This window comes from Algibacter amylolyticus (assembly GCF_014202225.1).
GTDB lineage: Bacteria > Bacteroidota > Bacteroidia > Flavobacteriales > Flavobacteriaceae > Algibacter_B > Algibacter_B amylolyticus.
In genome coordinates this window covers 142,460-161,308 of record NZ_JACHGE010000009.1, presented here as the reverse complement: position 1 = coordinate 161,308, position 18,849 = coordinate 142,460, and the positions used below count along the sequence as shown (strand labels likewise).

The 18,849-nt window shown below is 34.0% G+C and carries 9 protein-coding genes; 7 read left to right on the top strand and 2 right to left on the bottom strand.

Going from position 1 to position 18,849, the window contains the following annotated elements:
* The first annotated feature begins 118 nt into the window (after positions 1-118).
* The 3 genes from HNQ90_RS15285 (at position 119) to uvrB (ending at position 12,425) form a co-directional block, all read left to right on the top strand.
* Positions 119-5,059 (top strand): T9SS type B sorting domain-containing protein, encoded by a 4,941-nt coding sequence (locus tag HNQ90_RS15285; RefSeq protein WP_144116466.1) that lies wholly within the window; start codon positions 119-121, stop codon positions 5,057-5,059.
* Between the two features lie 132 nt (positions 5,060-5,191).
* Entirely contained in the window at positions 5,192-10,345 is a 5,154-nt protein-coding gene (locus HNQ90_RS15280; RefSeq protein WP_144116467.1) for a T9SS type B sorting domain-containing protein, read from the top strand.
* 76 nt (positions 10,346-10,421) lie between these two features.
* Positions 10,422-12,425 carry an excinuclease ABC subunit UvrB gene (gene uvrB, locus HNQ90_RS15275; RefSeq protein WP_144116468.1) on the top strand — a complete coding sequence of 668 codons (2,004 nt, stop codon included), beginning with the start codon at positions 10,422-10,424 and terminating at the stop codon, positions 12,423-12,425.
* Between the two features lie 90 nt (positions 12,426-12,515).
* Here uvrB and HNQ90_RS15270 read toward each other — a convergent pair whose 3' ends face one another.
* Positions 12,516-12,929, bottom strand: a complete 414-nt coding sequence (locus tag HNQ90_RS15270) for a TerB family tellurite resistance protein (protein WP_144116469.1) — start codon at positions 12,927-12,929, stop codon at positions 12,516-12,518.
* A 394-nt stretch (positions 12,930-13,323) separates the two neighbouring features.
* Here HNQ90_RS15270 and HNQ90_RS15265 point away from each other — a divergent pair, with 394 nt between their 5' ends.
* Positions 13,324-13,644, top strand: coding sequence for a DUF1456 family protein (locus HNQ90_RS15265; RefSeq protein ID WP_144116470.1), 321 nt, complete (start codon positions 13,324-13,326; stop codon positions 13,642-13,644).
* A 100-nt stretch (positions 13,645-13,744) separates the two neighbouring features.
* Here the strand turns inward: HNQ90_RS15265 and sucC are convergent, their stop codons facing one another.
* Positions 13,745-14,935, bottom strand: a complete 1,191-nt coding sequence (sucC, locus tag HNQ90_RS15260; protein ID WP_144116471.1) for an ADP-forming succinate--CoA ligase subunit beta — start codon at positions 14,933-14,935, stop codon at positions 13,745-13,747.
* 200 nt (positions 14,936-15,135) lie between these two features.
* Between sucC and lysA the strand changes: the two genes are divergently transcribed.
* The 3 genes from lysA (at position 15,136) to HNQ90_RS15245 (ending at position 18,845) form a co-directional block, all read left to right on the top strand.
* Positions 15,136-16,371: a diaminopimelate decarboxylase gene (gene lysA / locus HNQ90_RS15255; protein ID WP_144116472.1), complete on the top strand. Its 1,236-nt coding sequence runs from the start codon at positions 15,136-15,138 to the stop codon at positions 16,369-16,371.
* A 130-nt stretch (positions 16,372-16,501) separates the two neighbouring features.
* Positions 16,502-17,443, top strand: coding sequence for a sterol desaturase family protein (locus HNQ90_RS15250; protein WP_144116473.1), 942 nt, complete (start codon positions 16,502-16,504; stop codon positions 17,441-17,443).
* 223 nt (positions 17,444-17,666) lie between these two features.
* On the top strand, positions 17,667-18,845 hold the full coding sequence (locus HNQ90_RS15245) for an acetyltransferase domain-containing protein (RefSeq protein ID WP_144116474.1): 1,179 nt from the start codon (positions 17,667-17,669) through the stop codon (positions 18,843-18,845).
* Positions 18,846-18,849: the final 4 nt, after the last annotated feature.

Here is an 18,849-nt window from a genome sequence, read left to right as displayed (position 1 = left end):
GCATTTTATCTGATTAATTTTGCATTTCATCTAAAAAACATCTATTTTCGGCCTTATTTCACCCCATCAAAATGCTTAATAAGCACTAAAAAAAAGAACTAGAAAGCTACTACCAGTTATGAGATCGATTTCCTTCATCATATTTACCTTGTTTTTTTGTGGAGCTATTGGGTTTTCTCAACAAATCACTGTAAATGATAATGTTGGTCTACAATCATTAATTCAAGATAATTTAGTTAATGGCTGTGTAAACATATCAAACATCAGTTCTTCGGTTAACGGAGCTCCAAGCGGATTTAATAGTTATGCTTTTTTTGAAAAAGGAGGATCTAATTTCCCTTTTGAAAATGGGATCATGCTATCTACAGGCGGTGCTACTTCCGGCGGAAATTCATTAAGAACACCTACCCTTAGCGAAGGGGCTACAACTTGGGGTACCGATCCAGATTTAGAAGCTGCTCTAGGAATAACAAATACCATAAATGCAACATCTATTGAGTTCGATTTTGTTTCAATATCTAATCAATTTCAATTTAATTACATTTTAGCTTCAGAAGAATACTTCGGTATTAATCCCTGTCAGTTTTCCGACGGATTTGCATTTCTAATTAAAGAAGCAGGAACTAGCGACCCGTATGAAAATATAGCAGTTGTTCCCGGAACCACCACGCCTGTTAATACAAGTACTATTCATAATGTTAGTGCCAACTCAGGGACTTTAAATTGTAACCCAGAAAACGAACAATATTTTGCCGGTTACAATCTTGGAGATACAAATTACAATGGCAGAACAACGGTATTAACAGCTGCAGGTAGCATTACGCCTAATGTAACGTATCATATTAAATTAGTAATTGCAGATCAAAACGATTACACCTTCGATTCTGCTGTATTTATAGAAGGTGATAGTTTTAAAGTTTTAGACTTAGGAGAAGATATAAGCACTTGTGCCAGCTCTGTAACTTTAGATGCCGATTTAGAAAACGCTCTAGCATCTTACGCATGGTACAGAAACGATATTTTAATTCCTGGTGCAGTTAGCCCAACATACACAGCAATATTAGATGGCACGTACCGCGTTGAAGTAGCTGTACCAATAAATGGAAGTACTTGTGTAGAAACAGACGAAGTAGAAGTTGTTCTAAACACAGAGGAACCTATGGATGCTATTTCCGACTATCAATTATGTGACGATTTTAGTGGTGATGGCGTTGAAACCTTTAACGTAAGTATAAAAGATGGAGAAGTTGCAGCAAATGCACCTTTTACAAATTACGCTTTCAGTTATCATTTATCAGATAGTGATGCCAGACTAAACATAAACCCAATTACGGGACCAATACAAAACACATCTTCCCCTCAAACTATTTATGTACGCGTTCAAGATTCTGATAGTAATTGTTTTTCATATACAACCTTCAACTTAGTTGTTAACCCTTTACCAAATATTGTAGAGCCTACAACCTTAGAAATTTGCGACAGTGATGATAATCCAGACGGTTTTGCGGTTATTGATTTAACACAAAAGAATGATGAAATTACTTCGGGTCAGAGTAACTTAGTGGTTTCATACCATTATAATTCCTTGGATGTTGGCACTGGAGCAAACCCAATACCTACTCCATATATCAACTCAAGCACACCAGACTTAGTTTATGTAAGAATTATTGATACAGAAACTGGTTGCGTTACCACAACAACATTAGATGTAGATATTACCATAAGCCCAATTGTAAATAGAGACACACAATACTTAGATGCCTGCGATAGGGATTTAGATGGAAGCGCTGTTTTTGATTTAACTGAAGTAATTGCCGCCGTTTTAAATGGTTTAACCGGTGTAACAACCACTTTTCATCAGTCGTTTAACGATGCCGAAATGAACATTAATGCCATTGCAGACGAAACAAACTACCAATACACTAACGCCGTAACAGAACCAGGTTCTGGAACTATTTATTTAAGAATAGTAGACGATACCACAGGATGTCCAACCATTGTGCCTTTTGAAATTCATACCAATTTATTATTAACAGGTACAGATACAGGAGATTTTGCATTATGTGATGACAATGGTGATTCTACAGATACCCTAGATTTCGATTTAAACACCGTTGAAACTTTTATAGCTAACGATTTACCTAGCTCTATTACAGTAACGTTTTATGAAGACGAAGATGACCGTGATAATGGTGTTAATGCCATTGATAAAACAGTGCCTTACCCTGCGTTAAGTCCGCAAGTTTTATACGTAAGTATTGCTGGTGGAGGTTGTGTTGAATCGACTGAAATAAACCTTTTAGTAAATCCTATTTTACTTTTTGCAGAAGTAACTGTGCCTTACTGTGATGATGATGATGATGGCTTTGCAAGTATAGATTTACATTCCTTAGATGAAACAGTAACTGGCGGAAACACTAATTTTACGGTAACTTATTTTGCAGACGAAACAGATGCCCAAACGAATAACACTGCAAACCAACTACCACCATTTTACAACAACACAAGCTCTACTGAAACGCTTTATGCTCGATTAGAAAGTGTAAATACGGGTTGTGCCACCGTTAACCCATTTCAAATAGAAGTATTGGTTGCTCCATCCTCTAACCAACCAGACGACATTGTTATATGTGATGACGACGATGATGGATTCTATATTATAAATATTGAAGATAAAATAGACGAATCCGTAGCCAGTAGAACGGGATTAAATATTGATGTTTTTACAGATCTTGAAGCTGCAAACAACAACACGCTTACCGAGGCTATTCCAGAATCGGAACGTGCTGCATACAACACAGATACTCAAACCATCTACATTCGTATAGAAAACGCTATTACAGATACAAACTGTACTTCTATAGTTTCATTTGAAGCCATAATAAATACTTTGCCAATTATCCCAACAGATATCCTTTTTCAAGTCTGTGAAGACGATGGCGATAATTTTGCTGATTTTATTTTATCTGAAATAGATGAAGAAGTTTTAAACGCACAAACCGGCAAAATTGTTTACTACTTTGAGGATGAAATTGATGCAATAAACAGAAACATAGTAAATGCCCTTCCTAAAGGCGCAGACACACCTTATAATTCCGATTCTAGAACCGTATATGTTAGAGTTGAAAATACAACAGACCAAACCTGTTTTGATACTGGATCTATTGAAATACAGGTAGCACCAGATCCTGTATACGACCCTATTATTGATTTCTTAGTTTGTGATGATGCCACAAACGATGGCTTTTTCGAATTTAATTTAGACGATAAAAAAGCTGAAATCCAAACAAATTCGCCAGATGTATTAGGCATTACTTTCCATACATCACCTCAGGATGCTATGGATAATTTAAATCCGTTATCCTCTACTTACACTAACGTAACAAACCCGCAAAGTATTTATATACGAATAGAAAGTAGTGCCTCTTTTTGTTATGTTGTAGAAGAATTAGGAATGAATATTGTTTCGGCTCCCGATATTTTAGTTGGCACACCTTCAATAACAGAATGTGCGCCTACACAGGCTGGTATAGCTAATTTCGATTTAACGGTTTATAATTTGGATACACGATCGGCAGATTTTGAAGTATTAGATCGTGTAAAAAGTAACCTCATCATTAATTATTTTGAAGACATAGCCGATATTAATCATGATGATGGGTTAGATAATTCCAATGAAATAACAGATCCAACAAGTCTTGATTCTGAAGCAAAAACCGTTTATATTAAAATTACTAACACCTTAACAGGTTGTTTCACTTTAGTGCCAATAGAATTAAATGTGGATTTACCACCTGTAATAAATACGGTAAATAATATTCCTATTTGCGATAACGACACTAAAACCTATGATTTAACCGATGTGGATAGCCTAGTGGTTGACGATCCTACTCTAGTAACTATTTCATATCATGTTACAGAACAAGAAGCTATTGATAATGTGGCTCCTATAGGCAATACGTTTAACTATACGGCTAGTAGCCATGAAATTTTCATTAGAATTTCAGATATTATTACAAGTTGTCCAATTGTAACATCATTTGTATTAGAAATAAATCAAAACCCAACGGCTAATAGACCTGCAGATTTAGTTATTTGTGATGATGATTTTGATGGCGAACAGGATTTCGATTTAACCGATAATAACAATGCCATTCTTGGTAGTTTATCGGCTTCCAATCATAGCATTACTTTTTACAACAATTTAGATAATGCCGAAACTGAAACCGATGCGCTTTCCAATAATTACAGGTCTTCAACGGAGAAAACTATTTTTGTAAGACTAGAAAACAGAACTACTGGCTGCTTTAACACCACACAATTTGATTTATTGGTAAATCCAAAACCAGAAATTCCTTTAGAAGAAATCGTTCCATTATGTAATGACGAACCTCTACTTGTAGTCGCAGATACCGGTGTACCTGGAGACCAGTATTTATGGTCTACCGGAGCCAGAACAAGCGAAATAATAATTGCTCCAGAAGACATTGGAAATTACTCTGTTACTGTTACGAGGCCAAACGCGGTTGGATCGGACTGTAGTACAACTCATGACTTTGAGGTAATCCCTTCGGAAGAAGCAGAAATAACACTTACATCAACAGTTAATTTTGCCGACCCTAATAGAATTACTGTAGAAATTAATAATGGCAGAATTGGCGACTATGTTTTTATATTAGATGGTGGCGAACCACAAACATCTAATATTTTTAACGATGTGTCATTTGGGCGCCATCTTGTAACCGTTAGAGATTTAAATGGGTGTATGGATATTTCGCAGCCCGTTTTTGTTTTTGACATTCCTAAGTTTGTAACACCAAATAATGATAACGCCTATGATACTTGGCACATTATTGGAGCAGATCAATTACCAGGTACCGAAGTATATATCTACAACAGACATGGAAAATTACTAAAAATGCTACCTTATAATTCCATTGGTTGGGATGGCACTTTTAATGGCCAAAATATGCCTTCGGATGATTATTGGTTCTCTGCAGATATAGTTCAAAATGGAGAAACATTTAATATTAAAGGTCATTTTGCTTTAAAAAGGTAACTAGTTAAAAATTCATTTTAGAATAGCATTTAGAAAGTTTTTAAATTAATATTAAACGTTTATACTTTTTTTAAGTCCAACACTATTAAAAAAGCATATTTTAGTAATGCGATTTCAATTCGATTGGCCCTTATGTATAAAGTCTTACTCATTGAGAAGTTTTTAAAATTTATACTTCCAATACTAATTATTCAGTTAAGCCTTCAAGGTTTCGCACAATTAAGCAAAACGCATTATATACCCCCATTAACGAGTGCTGCTTTTGGTAATGCCAATCCAGAAGACCAATATATTTATATATCAACACCCAACAATTCTAACGTACCTTATACCATTATTCCTTTAGGGCAACCTGCATCAAATTATATTACTGGTACCGTTTCAAATGCATTACCTCAGCAAATAACTGTAGGCACAGGATATGGTCAACTTTTTATACCATCAACAGTGTCGAGTGTGGTAACAAATAACAGAGGTTATATTATAGAAGCAGAAGCTCCTATTTATGTTTCTATTAGGATGAATGCTGGTGAAGGTGCTCAAGCAGGGGCCTTAGTTAGTAAAGGACTATCTGCTTTAGGCACAACCTTTCGTGTAGGCAGTTTTACCAATGCAAACCCTAGTGATAATTACTTAAACTTTGTTTCGGTAATGGCAACCGAAGATAACACCTCTGTTAACTTTAGTAATTTACCAAGCGGTCTACAAATAACCAATTATTCAGGAGCAACACCAATAAATATAACTTTAAACGAGGGTGAAAGCTACACATTAGCAACTCATAGCGACGACACTGTTATTAATCAAGATGGCCTTATTGGATGCTTGGTAAATTCGGATAAACCCATTGTTGTTAATTGTGGTTCCGCAAACGGTAGTTTTGGTACTGGTAACGGTAGAGATTATGGTATTGATCAAATTGTAGATGTGTCTAAAGTTGGAACAGAATATATTTTTGTTCGTGGCGATGGCGATAACGCTTGGGAAAATGTTTTAATTGTTGCACATTCAAATAATACAACCGTAAGCATAAATGGAAATGCACCTATTACTTCCATTAACGCGGGAGACTATTACGTTATTGAGGGCAACCAATACAACAGCAATGGAAACATGTACGTAGAAACATCTCAACCCGCATTTGCTTACCAAGGCGTTGGCGGTTTAGGCAATAATGGTTCTGCAAATGAGGCCAACCAAGGTCTGTTTTTTGTACCGCCTTTAAGTTGCGAAACGCGTGGTAATCTAGATAATATTGCTAATATAAATAACATAGGAAACACCAATTACAGTGGGGGAATTTCAATAGTAACTAAGGTTGGTGCTACAGTTAACATTAACGGTGCACCTATTAGCGCAGCTTCCAATCCTGTAAATGGCAAACCCGATTATATAACCTATAAGGTAAAAGGGCTATCAGGAAATATAGCTGTACAAAGTGATGATGAGTTATATTGCGCCTACTTTAATTATAATGGATCAGCCACTTCCGGAAGTTTTTACTCCGGTTTTCCATCGGCACCAGAAATTAATTTTGATGCACAATTTGCGACACTAGGAAATTGTATACCTAACATCACTCTAGAAGCGGCCAATACGCAAAGTTTTGATAGTTTTAAGTGGCTGTTTGATGATGGTTCTGGCTCAGGCTTTATCGATTTGTTAGTTACCACAACAAGCATTACACCTACCCTTCCGGGGAAATATAAATTGGTAGGCATTATTACATGTACAGGAGAAGAATTAGAATCTATAGAAATACCTATTAGCGTTTGCCCCGATGATAGAGATAATGATGGTATTATTGATAATATAGATATTGACAATGACAATGATGGCATTTTAAACTGTACAGAATCGCGAGGTGATGTAATTCTTGATTTGTCAAATACTAGCTCGCCTATCCTTAGGTTTGAAGATGGCACAAGTAACACCACCATAGCAACTAACACCACTGTTTTAAACCGTACAACTACTGGCACTAACACTATAAATTTAATGTCTACAGGACATATTACCAGTACAATTCCGCAAGATAATAATGCCGAAAATGAATACAATATAACATTTACCGAACCCGTTAATGTTAAGTTTTATGAAGACATTACAGCGACACTCACTAATGTAGATGGCGCGTTTTATATTGTAAAAGTATTACCTGTTAATAAAAACATCACCCTTATTAATCCTAGTGACAGGCTTCTGGTTGATTCAAATTTCGATGGTATTTTTGAAACTGGAGTAACTAGTATTTCAGGATCCGAAATACATTTTAAACCCAACCCCAACGCCATTGGAACGATTCCATACGAGTTTTTAGCAAATCAAGTAGATCAATTTTCTTTTATTCATAAACTAGAAAACATAACAACAGCCTCTACGTTTTCGGCAAATATTGGATTAAAGTGTTTTAAAAACGACCATGATTTAGACGGTATTAAAGACGAATTTGATTTAGATTCTGATAATGACGGTATTCCTGATAGTATAGAATATAGAGGTTCACAGATTGCCTTGTCTGGAATAGACAATGATAAAAATGGACTAGATGATGTGTTCTTTTCAATCTTTCCTTTAGATTATGATGGCGATGGCGTTTACGATTTTTATGATTTGGATAGCGATAATGATGGTATTTATGATGTATTAGAATCTGGAAGCGGATTATTAGATTCCAACATGGATGGCATAATTGATAATATCAATTCAACAATTGGATTAAATGGTTGGGACGACAATGCAGAAACGTCTGCCGACAGCAATCAAATAGGCTATTTACTAGACAATTTAGATGCTGATAATATATTTAGTTATATCGATGAAGATACAGATGGCGATGGCTGCTCTGATGTATTTGAAGCTGGTTTTTCCGATGGCAATAATGATTTCTACTTAGGAGACACACCCCCTGTTGTTGATGATTATGGAGTAGTTATCAATGCTTCTGATGGTTACACCTTACCAAATTCCGATTACTCAACCGCAACACGAATAAGCATAACCAAACAACCCGAATACACTACCGCTTGTGAATCATCTTTAGCCATTTTCTCTTTGGTTACAGATGCCGGAACTATGCAATGGGAAACAAGCCCCGATAAAATAACATGGACACCATTAACAGATACAGGCAATTTTAGTGGCACACAATCTAGCGATTTAAACATCGCCAATGTGCCAACCTCATTAAACAATAATTGGTTTAGAGCAAGGTTAAACAGCACAGGTACTAGATGTATCACGTTTACAGATGAAGTTTTATTATTAGTAAATGCGCAACCAAAAATCAACCCAACAGTAATTTTAGTACAATGCGATGACGATAATCTTTCAACATTAGGCTTTAGTCCCTTTAATTTAACCGAAGCTAATACCGCAATTTCTACCAATGCATCAAATGAAACTTTTTCATATTACCTCACGCAATCTTCAGCACTTCTAGGAGACATTACAAGTACCGATTATATTAGCAATCCCACAAGTTTTGTAAACAGAACTGTTAGTAACGATTTAGTTTGGGCTCGTGTAGAATCTCAAGGCGGATGCGCTGCTGTAGCTCAAATTGAAATAAATGTTTCTACTACTGTAGTACCTTCAACATATATTTTAAATTTTAATCAATGTGACGATAATCTCGATATTGATGGCAACGACACCACCAATAACGACAATAGAGATGGTATTGCAAACTTCGACTTTAGTAGTGTAACTGCTTCTTTTATAAGTTTTACACCTCCGGGACAATCTACTTTACCACCGCGTTATTACAGAAATGAAGTTGACGCTTTAGCCGAAGTTAACGAAATTACAGACCCTTCAAATTATAGAAATATTGGTTATCCTAATTCTCAATATATATATGTTAGAGTGGATAGTGCCTTATCTAACGACTGTTTAGCTTTAGGTGCTCATATATTATTAACCGTAGAGCCATTACCAGAATTAAACACATTAACTATAGCAAGACAGTGTGATGATGATGGCGATGGTAAATACCCTTTTGATACCACACAAATAGAAAATGATATTTTAGGCAACCTAAACCCTGCAAATTTTACGTTTTCTTATTTTGATGAAAACGGAACAGCCTTATCTAGTCCTTTACCAAACCCGTTTCTTACCGCCTCGCAAACTATTACCGTTCAAGTAAGTAATAAGGCTACTTCTGCTCCAGATGGTCCTTGTTTTGATGAAACAATACTCACTTTTACTGTAGATGCACAGCCTATTGTCAACACCATTCCAGACCTAATTGTTTGCGACGGAAGCGCTAGAGATAACGATAGCGATGGCTTCTACCCTTTCGATACTTCTGCATTTAACGCTTCCATATTAGGGAGTCAAACCGGTATGGAGATTTATTACACCTATACCAACGAAAATGGGAACTTGTTATCAAACCAAAGTAACTTGCCAAATCCATTAAACTCTAAAACGCAAACTATTATTGCCGAAGTAATAAACCCCGAGAATAATACCTGTACAGCAACCACAACTATAAATTTTATTGTTAACTCACTACCCAAATTTACGGTAGATACACCAAGACTTGTTTGTTCTTCAGATCCTTCATTCGCTATCGATTTACAACCTTTTGAAGCTAATATTACGGAAAGTTTCAACTACGAATGGGTGTTTTCTAGTTTAGATGGTACAATCACAAATCAATTTGTATCAAACAATAAAATTATTTCGGTTTCTGAAGCAGGAATATATAATATTACATTAACAAAAACAGATGGAACAAACTGTACTAAAACCCTAAGTATTTTTGTAGATGCATCTCAACAAGCAGTAATAACCCAAGATGCTGTTACTATTAAAGATCTTTCAGATAACAATACTGTAATTATAGATACCACAAATTTAGGTAACGGAAATTATCAGTATGCGTTGCAAGAAGAAAACTCACCATTTATAAACTACCAAACCAAAGCTACTTTTAATAACGTAAAACCTGGGTTTTATACCATTCACATAAAAGATGACATTTGTGGTGTTTCAACTTTAGATATTTCCGTTATAGGCTACCCTAAATATTTCACACCAAACGGTGATGGCGTGAACGACTTTTGGAGAATAAAAGGAGTTAACAATGTAGTTCAGCCTAATACAACTGTTTATATTTATGATCGCTATGGGAAATTAATTAAGCAACTTTTGGTAAGTAACAGTGGTTGGGATGGCACCTCTAAAGGCAATATACTGCCTAATAACGACTATTGGTTTCAGGTTAAGTTAGATGATGGTAGAACGTTTTCTGGCCACTTCGCTTTAAAACGATAAAAATTAAATTTCCATCGGTTAAATTCCTAATTCCATCAACTTTAAGTAATTTAGACACTTAAAGTATTAAAGGCATATGCAGTTTAAAATTGAATCGGAATTTAAACCAACCGGCGATCAACCACAAGCGATAAAACAGCTAGTTAACGGAATTACTTCTGGCGAAAAATACCAAACGCTACTTGGTGTAACGGGTTCTGGAAAAACATTTACGGTAGCTAATGTTATTGAGGAGGTCCAAAAGCCAACCTTGGTTTTGGCGCATAACAAAACTTTAGCTGCCCAATTGTATTCGGAATTTAAACAGTTTTTTCCTAATAATGCCGTTGAGTACTTTGTATCATATTACGACTACTATCAACCAGAAGCATACATCCCTGTTTCGGGAGTATTTATTGAAAAAGATTTATCTATAAATGAAGAAATAGAAAAAATGCGTTTAAGCGCTACTTCGTCTCTTCTCTCTGGCCGTCGTGATGTTCTAGTAATTGCATCTGTTTCTTGTATTTATGGTATTGGAAACCCCATTGAGTTTCAAAAAAACGTTATTACTTTAAAAAGAGATCAAGAAATTTCAAGAACCAAATTACTGCATCAATTAGTACAAAGTTTATACTCTAGAACCGAAGCCGATTTTAGACACGGAAACTTTAGAATAAAAGGAGATACCGTTGATATTTTTCCTAGCTATGCTGATGATGCCTTTAGAATTCACTTTTTTGGAGATGAAATTGAAGATATTGAATCCTTTGATATTCAAACCAATGAAGTTGTTGAAAAATACGACCAACTAACTATTTATCCTGCAAACATGTTTGTTACCTCGCCCGATGTTTTACAAGGCGCTATAAAAGAGATTCAGGACGATTTGGTAAAACAACATGATTATTTTAAAGAGATTGGTAAGCACTTAGAAGCTAAACGTCTTAAAGAACGTACCGAATTTGATTTGGAAATGATTCGCGAATTAGGCTATTGCTCGGGTATTGAAAACTATTCGCGTTATTTAGATGGTCGTTTACCAGGAACACGACCTTTTTGTTTATTAGATTATTTTCCAGATGATTATTTAATGGTTGTAGATGAAAGTCACGTAACTATATCTCAAGTTCACGCCATGTATGGAGGTGATAGAAGCAGAAAAGTGAACTTGGTTGAATATGGATTTAGATTACCTGCTGCCATGGATAATAGGCCATTAAAATTTGAAGAGTTTGAAGCCATTCAAAATCAAATAATATATGTTAGTGCTACACCTGCAGATTACGAGTTACAAAAATCTGACGGTATATTTGTTGAACAAGTTATCCGTCCTACAGGTTTATTAGACCCTATTATTGAAGTACGCCCAAGTTTAAATCAAATTGACGATTTAATTGAAGAAATACAACAGCGTATTGAAAAAGACGAACGTACTTTAGTAACAACACTTACTAAGCGTATGGCAGAAGAGTTAACCAAATATCTAGATAGAATTCAAATTCGTTGTCGTTATATACATAGTGATGTTGATACTTTGGAGCGTGTAGAAATCATGCAAGATTTACGAAAAGGACTTTTTGATGTCTTGGTTGGTGTTAATTTACTTCGTGAAGGTCTAGATTTACCTGAAGTATCGCTAGTAGCCATTTTAGACGCCGATAAAGAAGGTTTTTTACGTTCTGCACGTTCGCTAACCCAAACTGTTGGTAGAGCCGCTAGAAACTTAAATGGCAAGGCTATAATGTATGCTGATAAAATTACTAAAAGCATGCAAAAAACGATTGACGAAACAGAATATAGAAGGGAAAAACAAATTGCATACAACACAAAACACAACCTCGTTCCTACCGCATTAAATAAAAGTTTAGATAACGTGCTTTCTAAAAACTCGGTAAGTACTTACAGTTATGAACTTGAAGCGCTAAAAGCTGCCGAACCAGAAAGTGAATATTTAAGCAAACCCGAACTGGAAAAGAAAATTAGAGAACGACGTAAACTAATGGAAGAAGCTGCGAAAGCTTTAGACTTTATAGTCGCTGCAAAACTTAGAGATGAGATTAAAGCTTACCAAGAAAAACTAGAAAAGCTAAAAGTATAAACTTTTAGCTTTCTATAAGCAACACCTTTGTAAATTATAATGAACACTTATTATAGTAAACCTTTAAAATTAAAGGAGAGAGACGATGTGTTAGTTGTATTGAGTTTTAAAAATATCAATCAAAACATCAGGTGGTACTATTTTATTAGGAAAACTTTCCATTAAGTATAATACTTTGGTAATAGATTCATGACTTAACCCCATACGTAAACCAAAATTATATAACTTGATTACGCCAGCAGAATTATTATCCTCATTGGTTTCTTGTTCAATATTTAATAGTAATACTAATCTATGAAATTGAACAATACGTTCGCTATGCGATTTTAAATGTGTATACGATACAGGATTATCTAACAGATAGTCAAAATCATCACGAGAGATTTCTAATTGCTTAGCCACTCCTAGTAAAAAGTTATATTCTATGCGTTTAATATCCTTATCATACTTTGCAAAAGCGATCATTTCTGACAAAAGGCTTAATTTTTCTACTCTATTTACCATTATTAAGGGTTTTTGAGGGTTTTCTTAAAGGGATGAATTAATTATAACATAAAGTTACACAGAAGGGGTTCATAAATAATCGTGGATTTAATGTAACTTATCGAAAAACAGTAGGCTTTTAATCGTGATTTTTATTGGTTTCGTCAATAAAATGAATTATTAAACTAATAAAATTGCACTTTATCTTTTTAGAAGCCATTAATTCAGCATATAAACCACCACAGTAACACACTGTATTTCAGAAACATAATTACAAATTCTAGCTCTAAAAACGTATCCTTTAAAAATTCATTTTTTAAGGTATCTTTACAACATGTAAAAAACGTTAGTATTTCATTCAGCAAAATTCAAAATCGATGAAATGCATAGGCCTTAAGAAAACAAAAAAGCAACAATGACAAATAATGACATTTTAAAAAAATTAAGAGTAGCCTTAAAGCTGCGAGACGACGAAATAGTAAAAATTTTAGAGCTTGTAGATTTCAGAATTACTAAAAGCGAATTAGGTGCTTTTTTTAGAAAAGAAGATCATCCAAAGTATATGGAATGTGGCGACCAAATATTGCGTAATTTTTTAAACGGACTTGTTATTCATCTTAGAGGTCCAATGCCAAAGAAAAATGAAAAAATAGAGCAAAAGGGTAAACCAAAATTTGATCCTAAAAAGGGAAGTAAGTTCTCTAAACCAAAGAATATAAAGGATATTAAAAAATAGAAATATCTATACTATTTATAAAAACAAAAAAGAGCAACATTTAAATGTTGCTCTTTTTTTATATAATAATTGAAGTGTTAAAAATTTTAGCCCTTAACTTTTATCCTAATACTTGCTGTACTTTATCAGCAGCTTCTTGAAATTCTGTAGCACTCATAACATCTAATCCAGAGTTATCAATTAACTCCTTAGCGATATCAGCGTTAGTACCTTGTAAACGTACAATAATTGGCACATTTATAGTCCCCATATTTTTATAAGCATCAATAACACCTTGTGCTACACGATCACAACGTACAATTCCTCCAAAAATGTTTATTAGAATTGCTTTAACAGCAGGATCTTTTAAAATAATTTTAAATGCAGCTTCAACACGAGCAGCATCAGCAGTACCACCAACATCTAAAAAGTTAGCTGGTTCTCCACCGGCTTGCTTAATTAAATCCATTGTTGCCATTGCTAAACCAGCTCCGTTAACCATACAACCAACGTTTCCGTCAAGATCAACATAGTTTAAACCTAGTTCTCCAGCTTCAACCTCAATAGCGCTTTCTTCACGTACATCACGTAAATCAACATAATTTTTATGTCTGTATAATGCGTTGTCATCAATAGTAACTTTAGCGTCAACAGCCATAATTAAATTATCGCTCGTTTTTAAAACCGGGTTAATTTCAAATAAAGAAGAATCCGATTTTACATATGCTGTATAAAGATTAGTAACAAATTTTGTCATTTCTTTAAATGCTAAACCAGATAGACCTAAGTTAAAAGCAACACGTCTTGCTTGAAATGGCACTAAACCAACAGCAGGATCAATCTCTTCAGTAAATATTAAATGTGGTGTTTCTTCTGCAACAGTTTCAATATCCATTCCACCTTCAGTAGAATACATAATCATATTACGTCCTGTACCTCTATTTAATAAAACAGATACATAAAACTCACTAGTTTCAGTTTCACCTGGGTAATAAACATCTTCGGCAACTAAAACTTGGTGCACACGCTTACCTTCAGCAGAAGTTTGAGGTGTAACCAAATCCATACCTATTATTTGACCTGCAATTTCTTCAACTTCTTGCAAATTTTTAGCAAGCTTAACGCCTCCGCCTTTTCCACGTCCTCCAGCATGTACTTGTGCTTTAATTACGTGCCAGCTTGTTCCGGTCTCACTTGTTAATTGTTTTGCTGCAGCAACTGCTTCTTGAGCATTTTGTGCTACGATACCTCTTTGGATACGTACTCCAAAACTATTTAATATTTCTTTACCTTGATATTCGTGTAAATTCATAATATGGCTTCTTTTTTAAGATTCACAAATGTAAATAATAGCGTTTACTTACCCTAATATTTATTTACGAAAACATTTAAAAAATATTAACAGATTTAAAACTGTTAAATAATTAACAAAATGTTTAATTTGATATATTTTTTATTTTTTTATTTTTTTTTGAAATCAAACAAATATCTTTGACAAAAATTAAATGAATCATGTTAGATAATCAGTTGCTAAAAATTGCACAAGATTTTGGAAGTCCAGTATACGTTTATGATGCTGAGAAAATTGAAAACCAATACAAAAGACTTACGTCTGCTTTTAAAAATGTAAAAAAATTAAAGATAAATTATGCGGTTAAAGCATTATCTAACATCTCGATATTAAAACTTTTAAAGTCTTTAGGTTCTGGTATTGATACGGTTTCAATACAAGAAGTGCAATTAGGATTGGCTGCAGGCTTTTCGCCAGATCAAATTATATTTACTCCAAACGGCGTTTCTTTAGATGAAATTGAAGAAGCAGCAAAATTAGGGGTTAAAATAAACATAGATAACCTTTCTATATTAGAACAATTTGGAACAAAACACCCAAAAGTTCCTGTTTGTATTCGTATTAACCCTCACGTTATGGCGGGTGGTAACGCTAATATTTCTGTAGGTCATATAGATTCTAAATTTGGTATCTCTATTCACCAAATACCTCATATTTTAAGAATTGTGGAAAACACTAAAATGACAATTAACGGTATACACATGCATACTGGAAGTGATATTTTAGATATTGAAGTATTTCTTTATGCAAGTGAAATTTTATTTGATACTGCTAAACAATTCAAAAACTTAGAATTTATCGATTTTGGTTCTGGTTTTAAAGTACCTTACAAACAAGGAGATATAGAAACTAATATTGAAGAATTAGGGAAAAAATTATCGGCAAGATTTAATGATTTCTGTAAGTCTTACGGAAAGGATTTAACCTTAGCCTTTGAACCTGGTAAGTTTTTAGTAAGCGAATCTGGTAGCTTTTTAACTAAAGTGAATGCTGTAAAACAAACTACCTCAACTGTATTTGCTCAAGTAGATTCTGGTTTTAATCATTTAATTCGCCCTATGTTTTATGGCTCACACCATGATATTGTAAACATCTCTAACCCTAACGGAAGAGAGCGCTTTTACACGGTTGTTGGTTATATATGCGAAACCGACACATTTGGTAATAACAGGCGTATAAATGAAATTAATGATGGTGATATTTTAAGTTTTAAAAACGCTGGAGCCTATTGTTTTTCTATGGCTAGTAATTATAACTCTAGATTCCGTCCTGCTGAAGTTTTGTGGTATAATAACGAAGCGCACTTGATTAGAAAAAGAGAAACTTTTGAAGACATTATAAATAATCAAGTTGAAGTTGACTTCACTTCAAAAAAAGAAACTGTTTTAGCAAAATAATAGCTTTCTGAAAATAAATTACTGGCTTTAAAACTCAAAAATTGTTTTAAAGCCATTTTTTTTGAAATAAATTGAAGCTTATTAAGCATTACAATTAAAATCGTTATATTTTTGATAAAATTATAATTTCATGGATTTTACAAACCCTCTCGTTTACGGTGTACCTTGTTTTCTTGGACTCATACTTCTTGAATTTACATATAGCAGACATCATAGAAAAGATAAAAAAAGTAAAGAGCTTTACGATAATAAAGATTTAATGGCGAGCCTTACTATGGGTATAGGTTCTGCCGTTTTAGCACCACTTACCAAAACTATTGCAGCTATAGTACTTTTTAATTATGTTTATGAAGTTTTTAACCCTTTAGTTGATGGTGTTCGTATGAACATTATGGGTTGGCAATCCTTTGGATATGCTTGGTATATCTGGCTAATTTGCCAATTATTAGATGATTTTAGTTATTACTGGTTTCACAGGCAAAACCATAATGTTCGTGTTTTATGGGCAGCTCATATTGTACACCATTCCTCAGACAATTTTAATTTAGGAACGGCCGTAAGAAACGGTTGGTTTACTATATTTTATAAGCCCTTTTTCTATATGTGGATACCCGCAATTGGCTTTCCCCCAGAAATGCTAGTCGTTTGTTTAGGTATAGAAGCGCTTTGGCAATTTCAGTTGCACTCTGTTTATGTTCCAAAAATGGGATTCATAGAAAAATTTATGAACACACACACCATGCACCAAGTACACCACGCTCAAAATCTAGAGTATATGGATAAAAACCATGGTGGCTTTTTAAATATTTTTGATAAAATGTTTGGTACCTGGAAAGAACTAGATGAAAATATTGAAATAAAATACGGTGTAACACACGCTCCAAACTCATATAACCCATTAGTTATTTTAACCCATGAATACAAGGATATCTGGAATGATATGAAGAAATCTAAAAACTGGTACCATAAATTTATGTATGCTTTTGGTGCACCAGGTTGGAGTCATGATGGTAGTACCCTAACCATTAAACAACTACGAAAGCAAATGGAAGCAGAAACCTTAAAAAGTTAACTTTTTAAGGTTTAAAAAAAGCCTTCAAAATCTTAGTGATTTTGGAGGCTTTTTTTTTACCCAAGCACCTTATATATTATATATACTTTAAAACATTTGGTTATAGTCAATATTTTATCTAATATTATACCTATTCCCTACGTCTTTTTTATTAATAGCATAAATAAAAAGACTTGTATGTTAAATTGAAATTTAACATACATTAAAGGAGATAAAAAACCACATGCACATTAAAACAAAGCGCATAGAATCTATAGACATATTAAGAGGTCTAGTTATGGTTATTATGGCTTTGGACCATGTTAGGGACTATTTCCATTACGGTTCGTTTTTTAGCGACCCAATGAATTTAGAAACCACTACACCCTTTTTATTCTTTACTAGGTTTATAACCCATTATTGTGCCCCTGTTTTTATATTTCTTGCCGGCACCTCTGCTTTTTTATACGGTGCAAAAAAAACTAAGAATCAATTATTCAAGTTTTTATTAACACGAGGCATTTGGTTGGTTCTTTTAGCATTGATAGTCAATAACTTTTTATGGAAGTTTGATGTTAGTTACAGTTTTATTATTCTGCAGGTTATTTGGGCTATTGGCCTATGCATGATGCTATTAGCTTTTACTATTTATTTACCTTTTAAAGCTATACTAGCGCTGGGAATTATACTAGTAATAGGACATAATTTGTTGGACGGCATCACTTTTACGGGCACAAGCACAACATCTATATTATGGTATATTTTACACCAACGACAGTTTTTAGTAATTAATAATACTATGTTTGCCTTTGCTTATCCCATTTTGCCTTGGTTTGGGGTGATCTTATTAGGGTATTGTTTTGGTAAACTTTACCAAAACAGTTTTTCAGCAGAACTCAGAAAAAAATATCTATTAGCTATTGGTACCACAGCCATTGTATTATTCTTTATAATTAGAGGCATTAATATTTATGGTGATTTAGTCCCATGGACAGTACAAGATACCACTACAAAAACGGTATTTGCCTTTTTTAAAGTCACCAAATACCCACCATCTTTAGTATACATTTTAATTACTATTGGTCCTGCTTTAATTTTTCTATATCTTATAGAAAACACTAAAAACAAAATAAGTGATTTCCTTTTAGTTTTTGGTCGTGTGCCACTATTTTACTACTTCCTTCACATTTTAGTTATCCATGTTCTAGCTATATTAGGCATTCTCCTTTTTGGAGGAAATTGGCAAGACATGATTTTAACAAAAGAAGTCTTCCAGAACGCTAAACTAATTAATTATGGTTATTCGCTATTTGTTGTTTATATGGTTTGGATGTTTGTAATTGCGCTCCTTTACTATCCATCAAAAAAATATATGATTTATAAGGCTACCAATAAAGACAAATGGTGGTTAAGCTATCTATAATTTT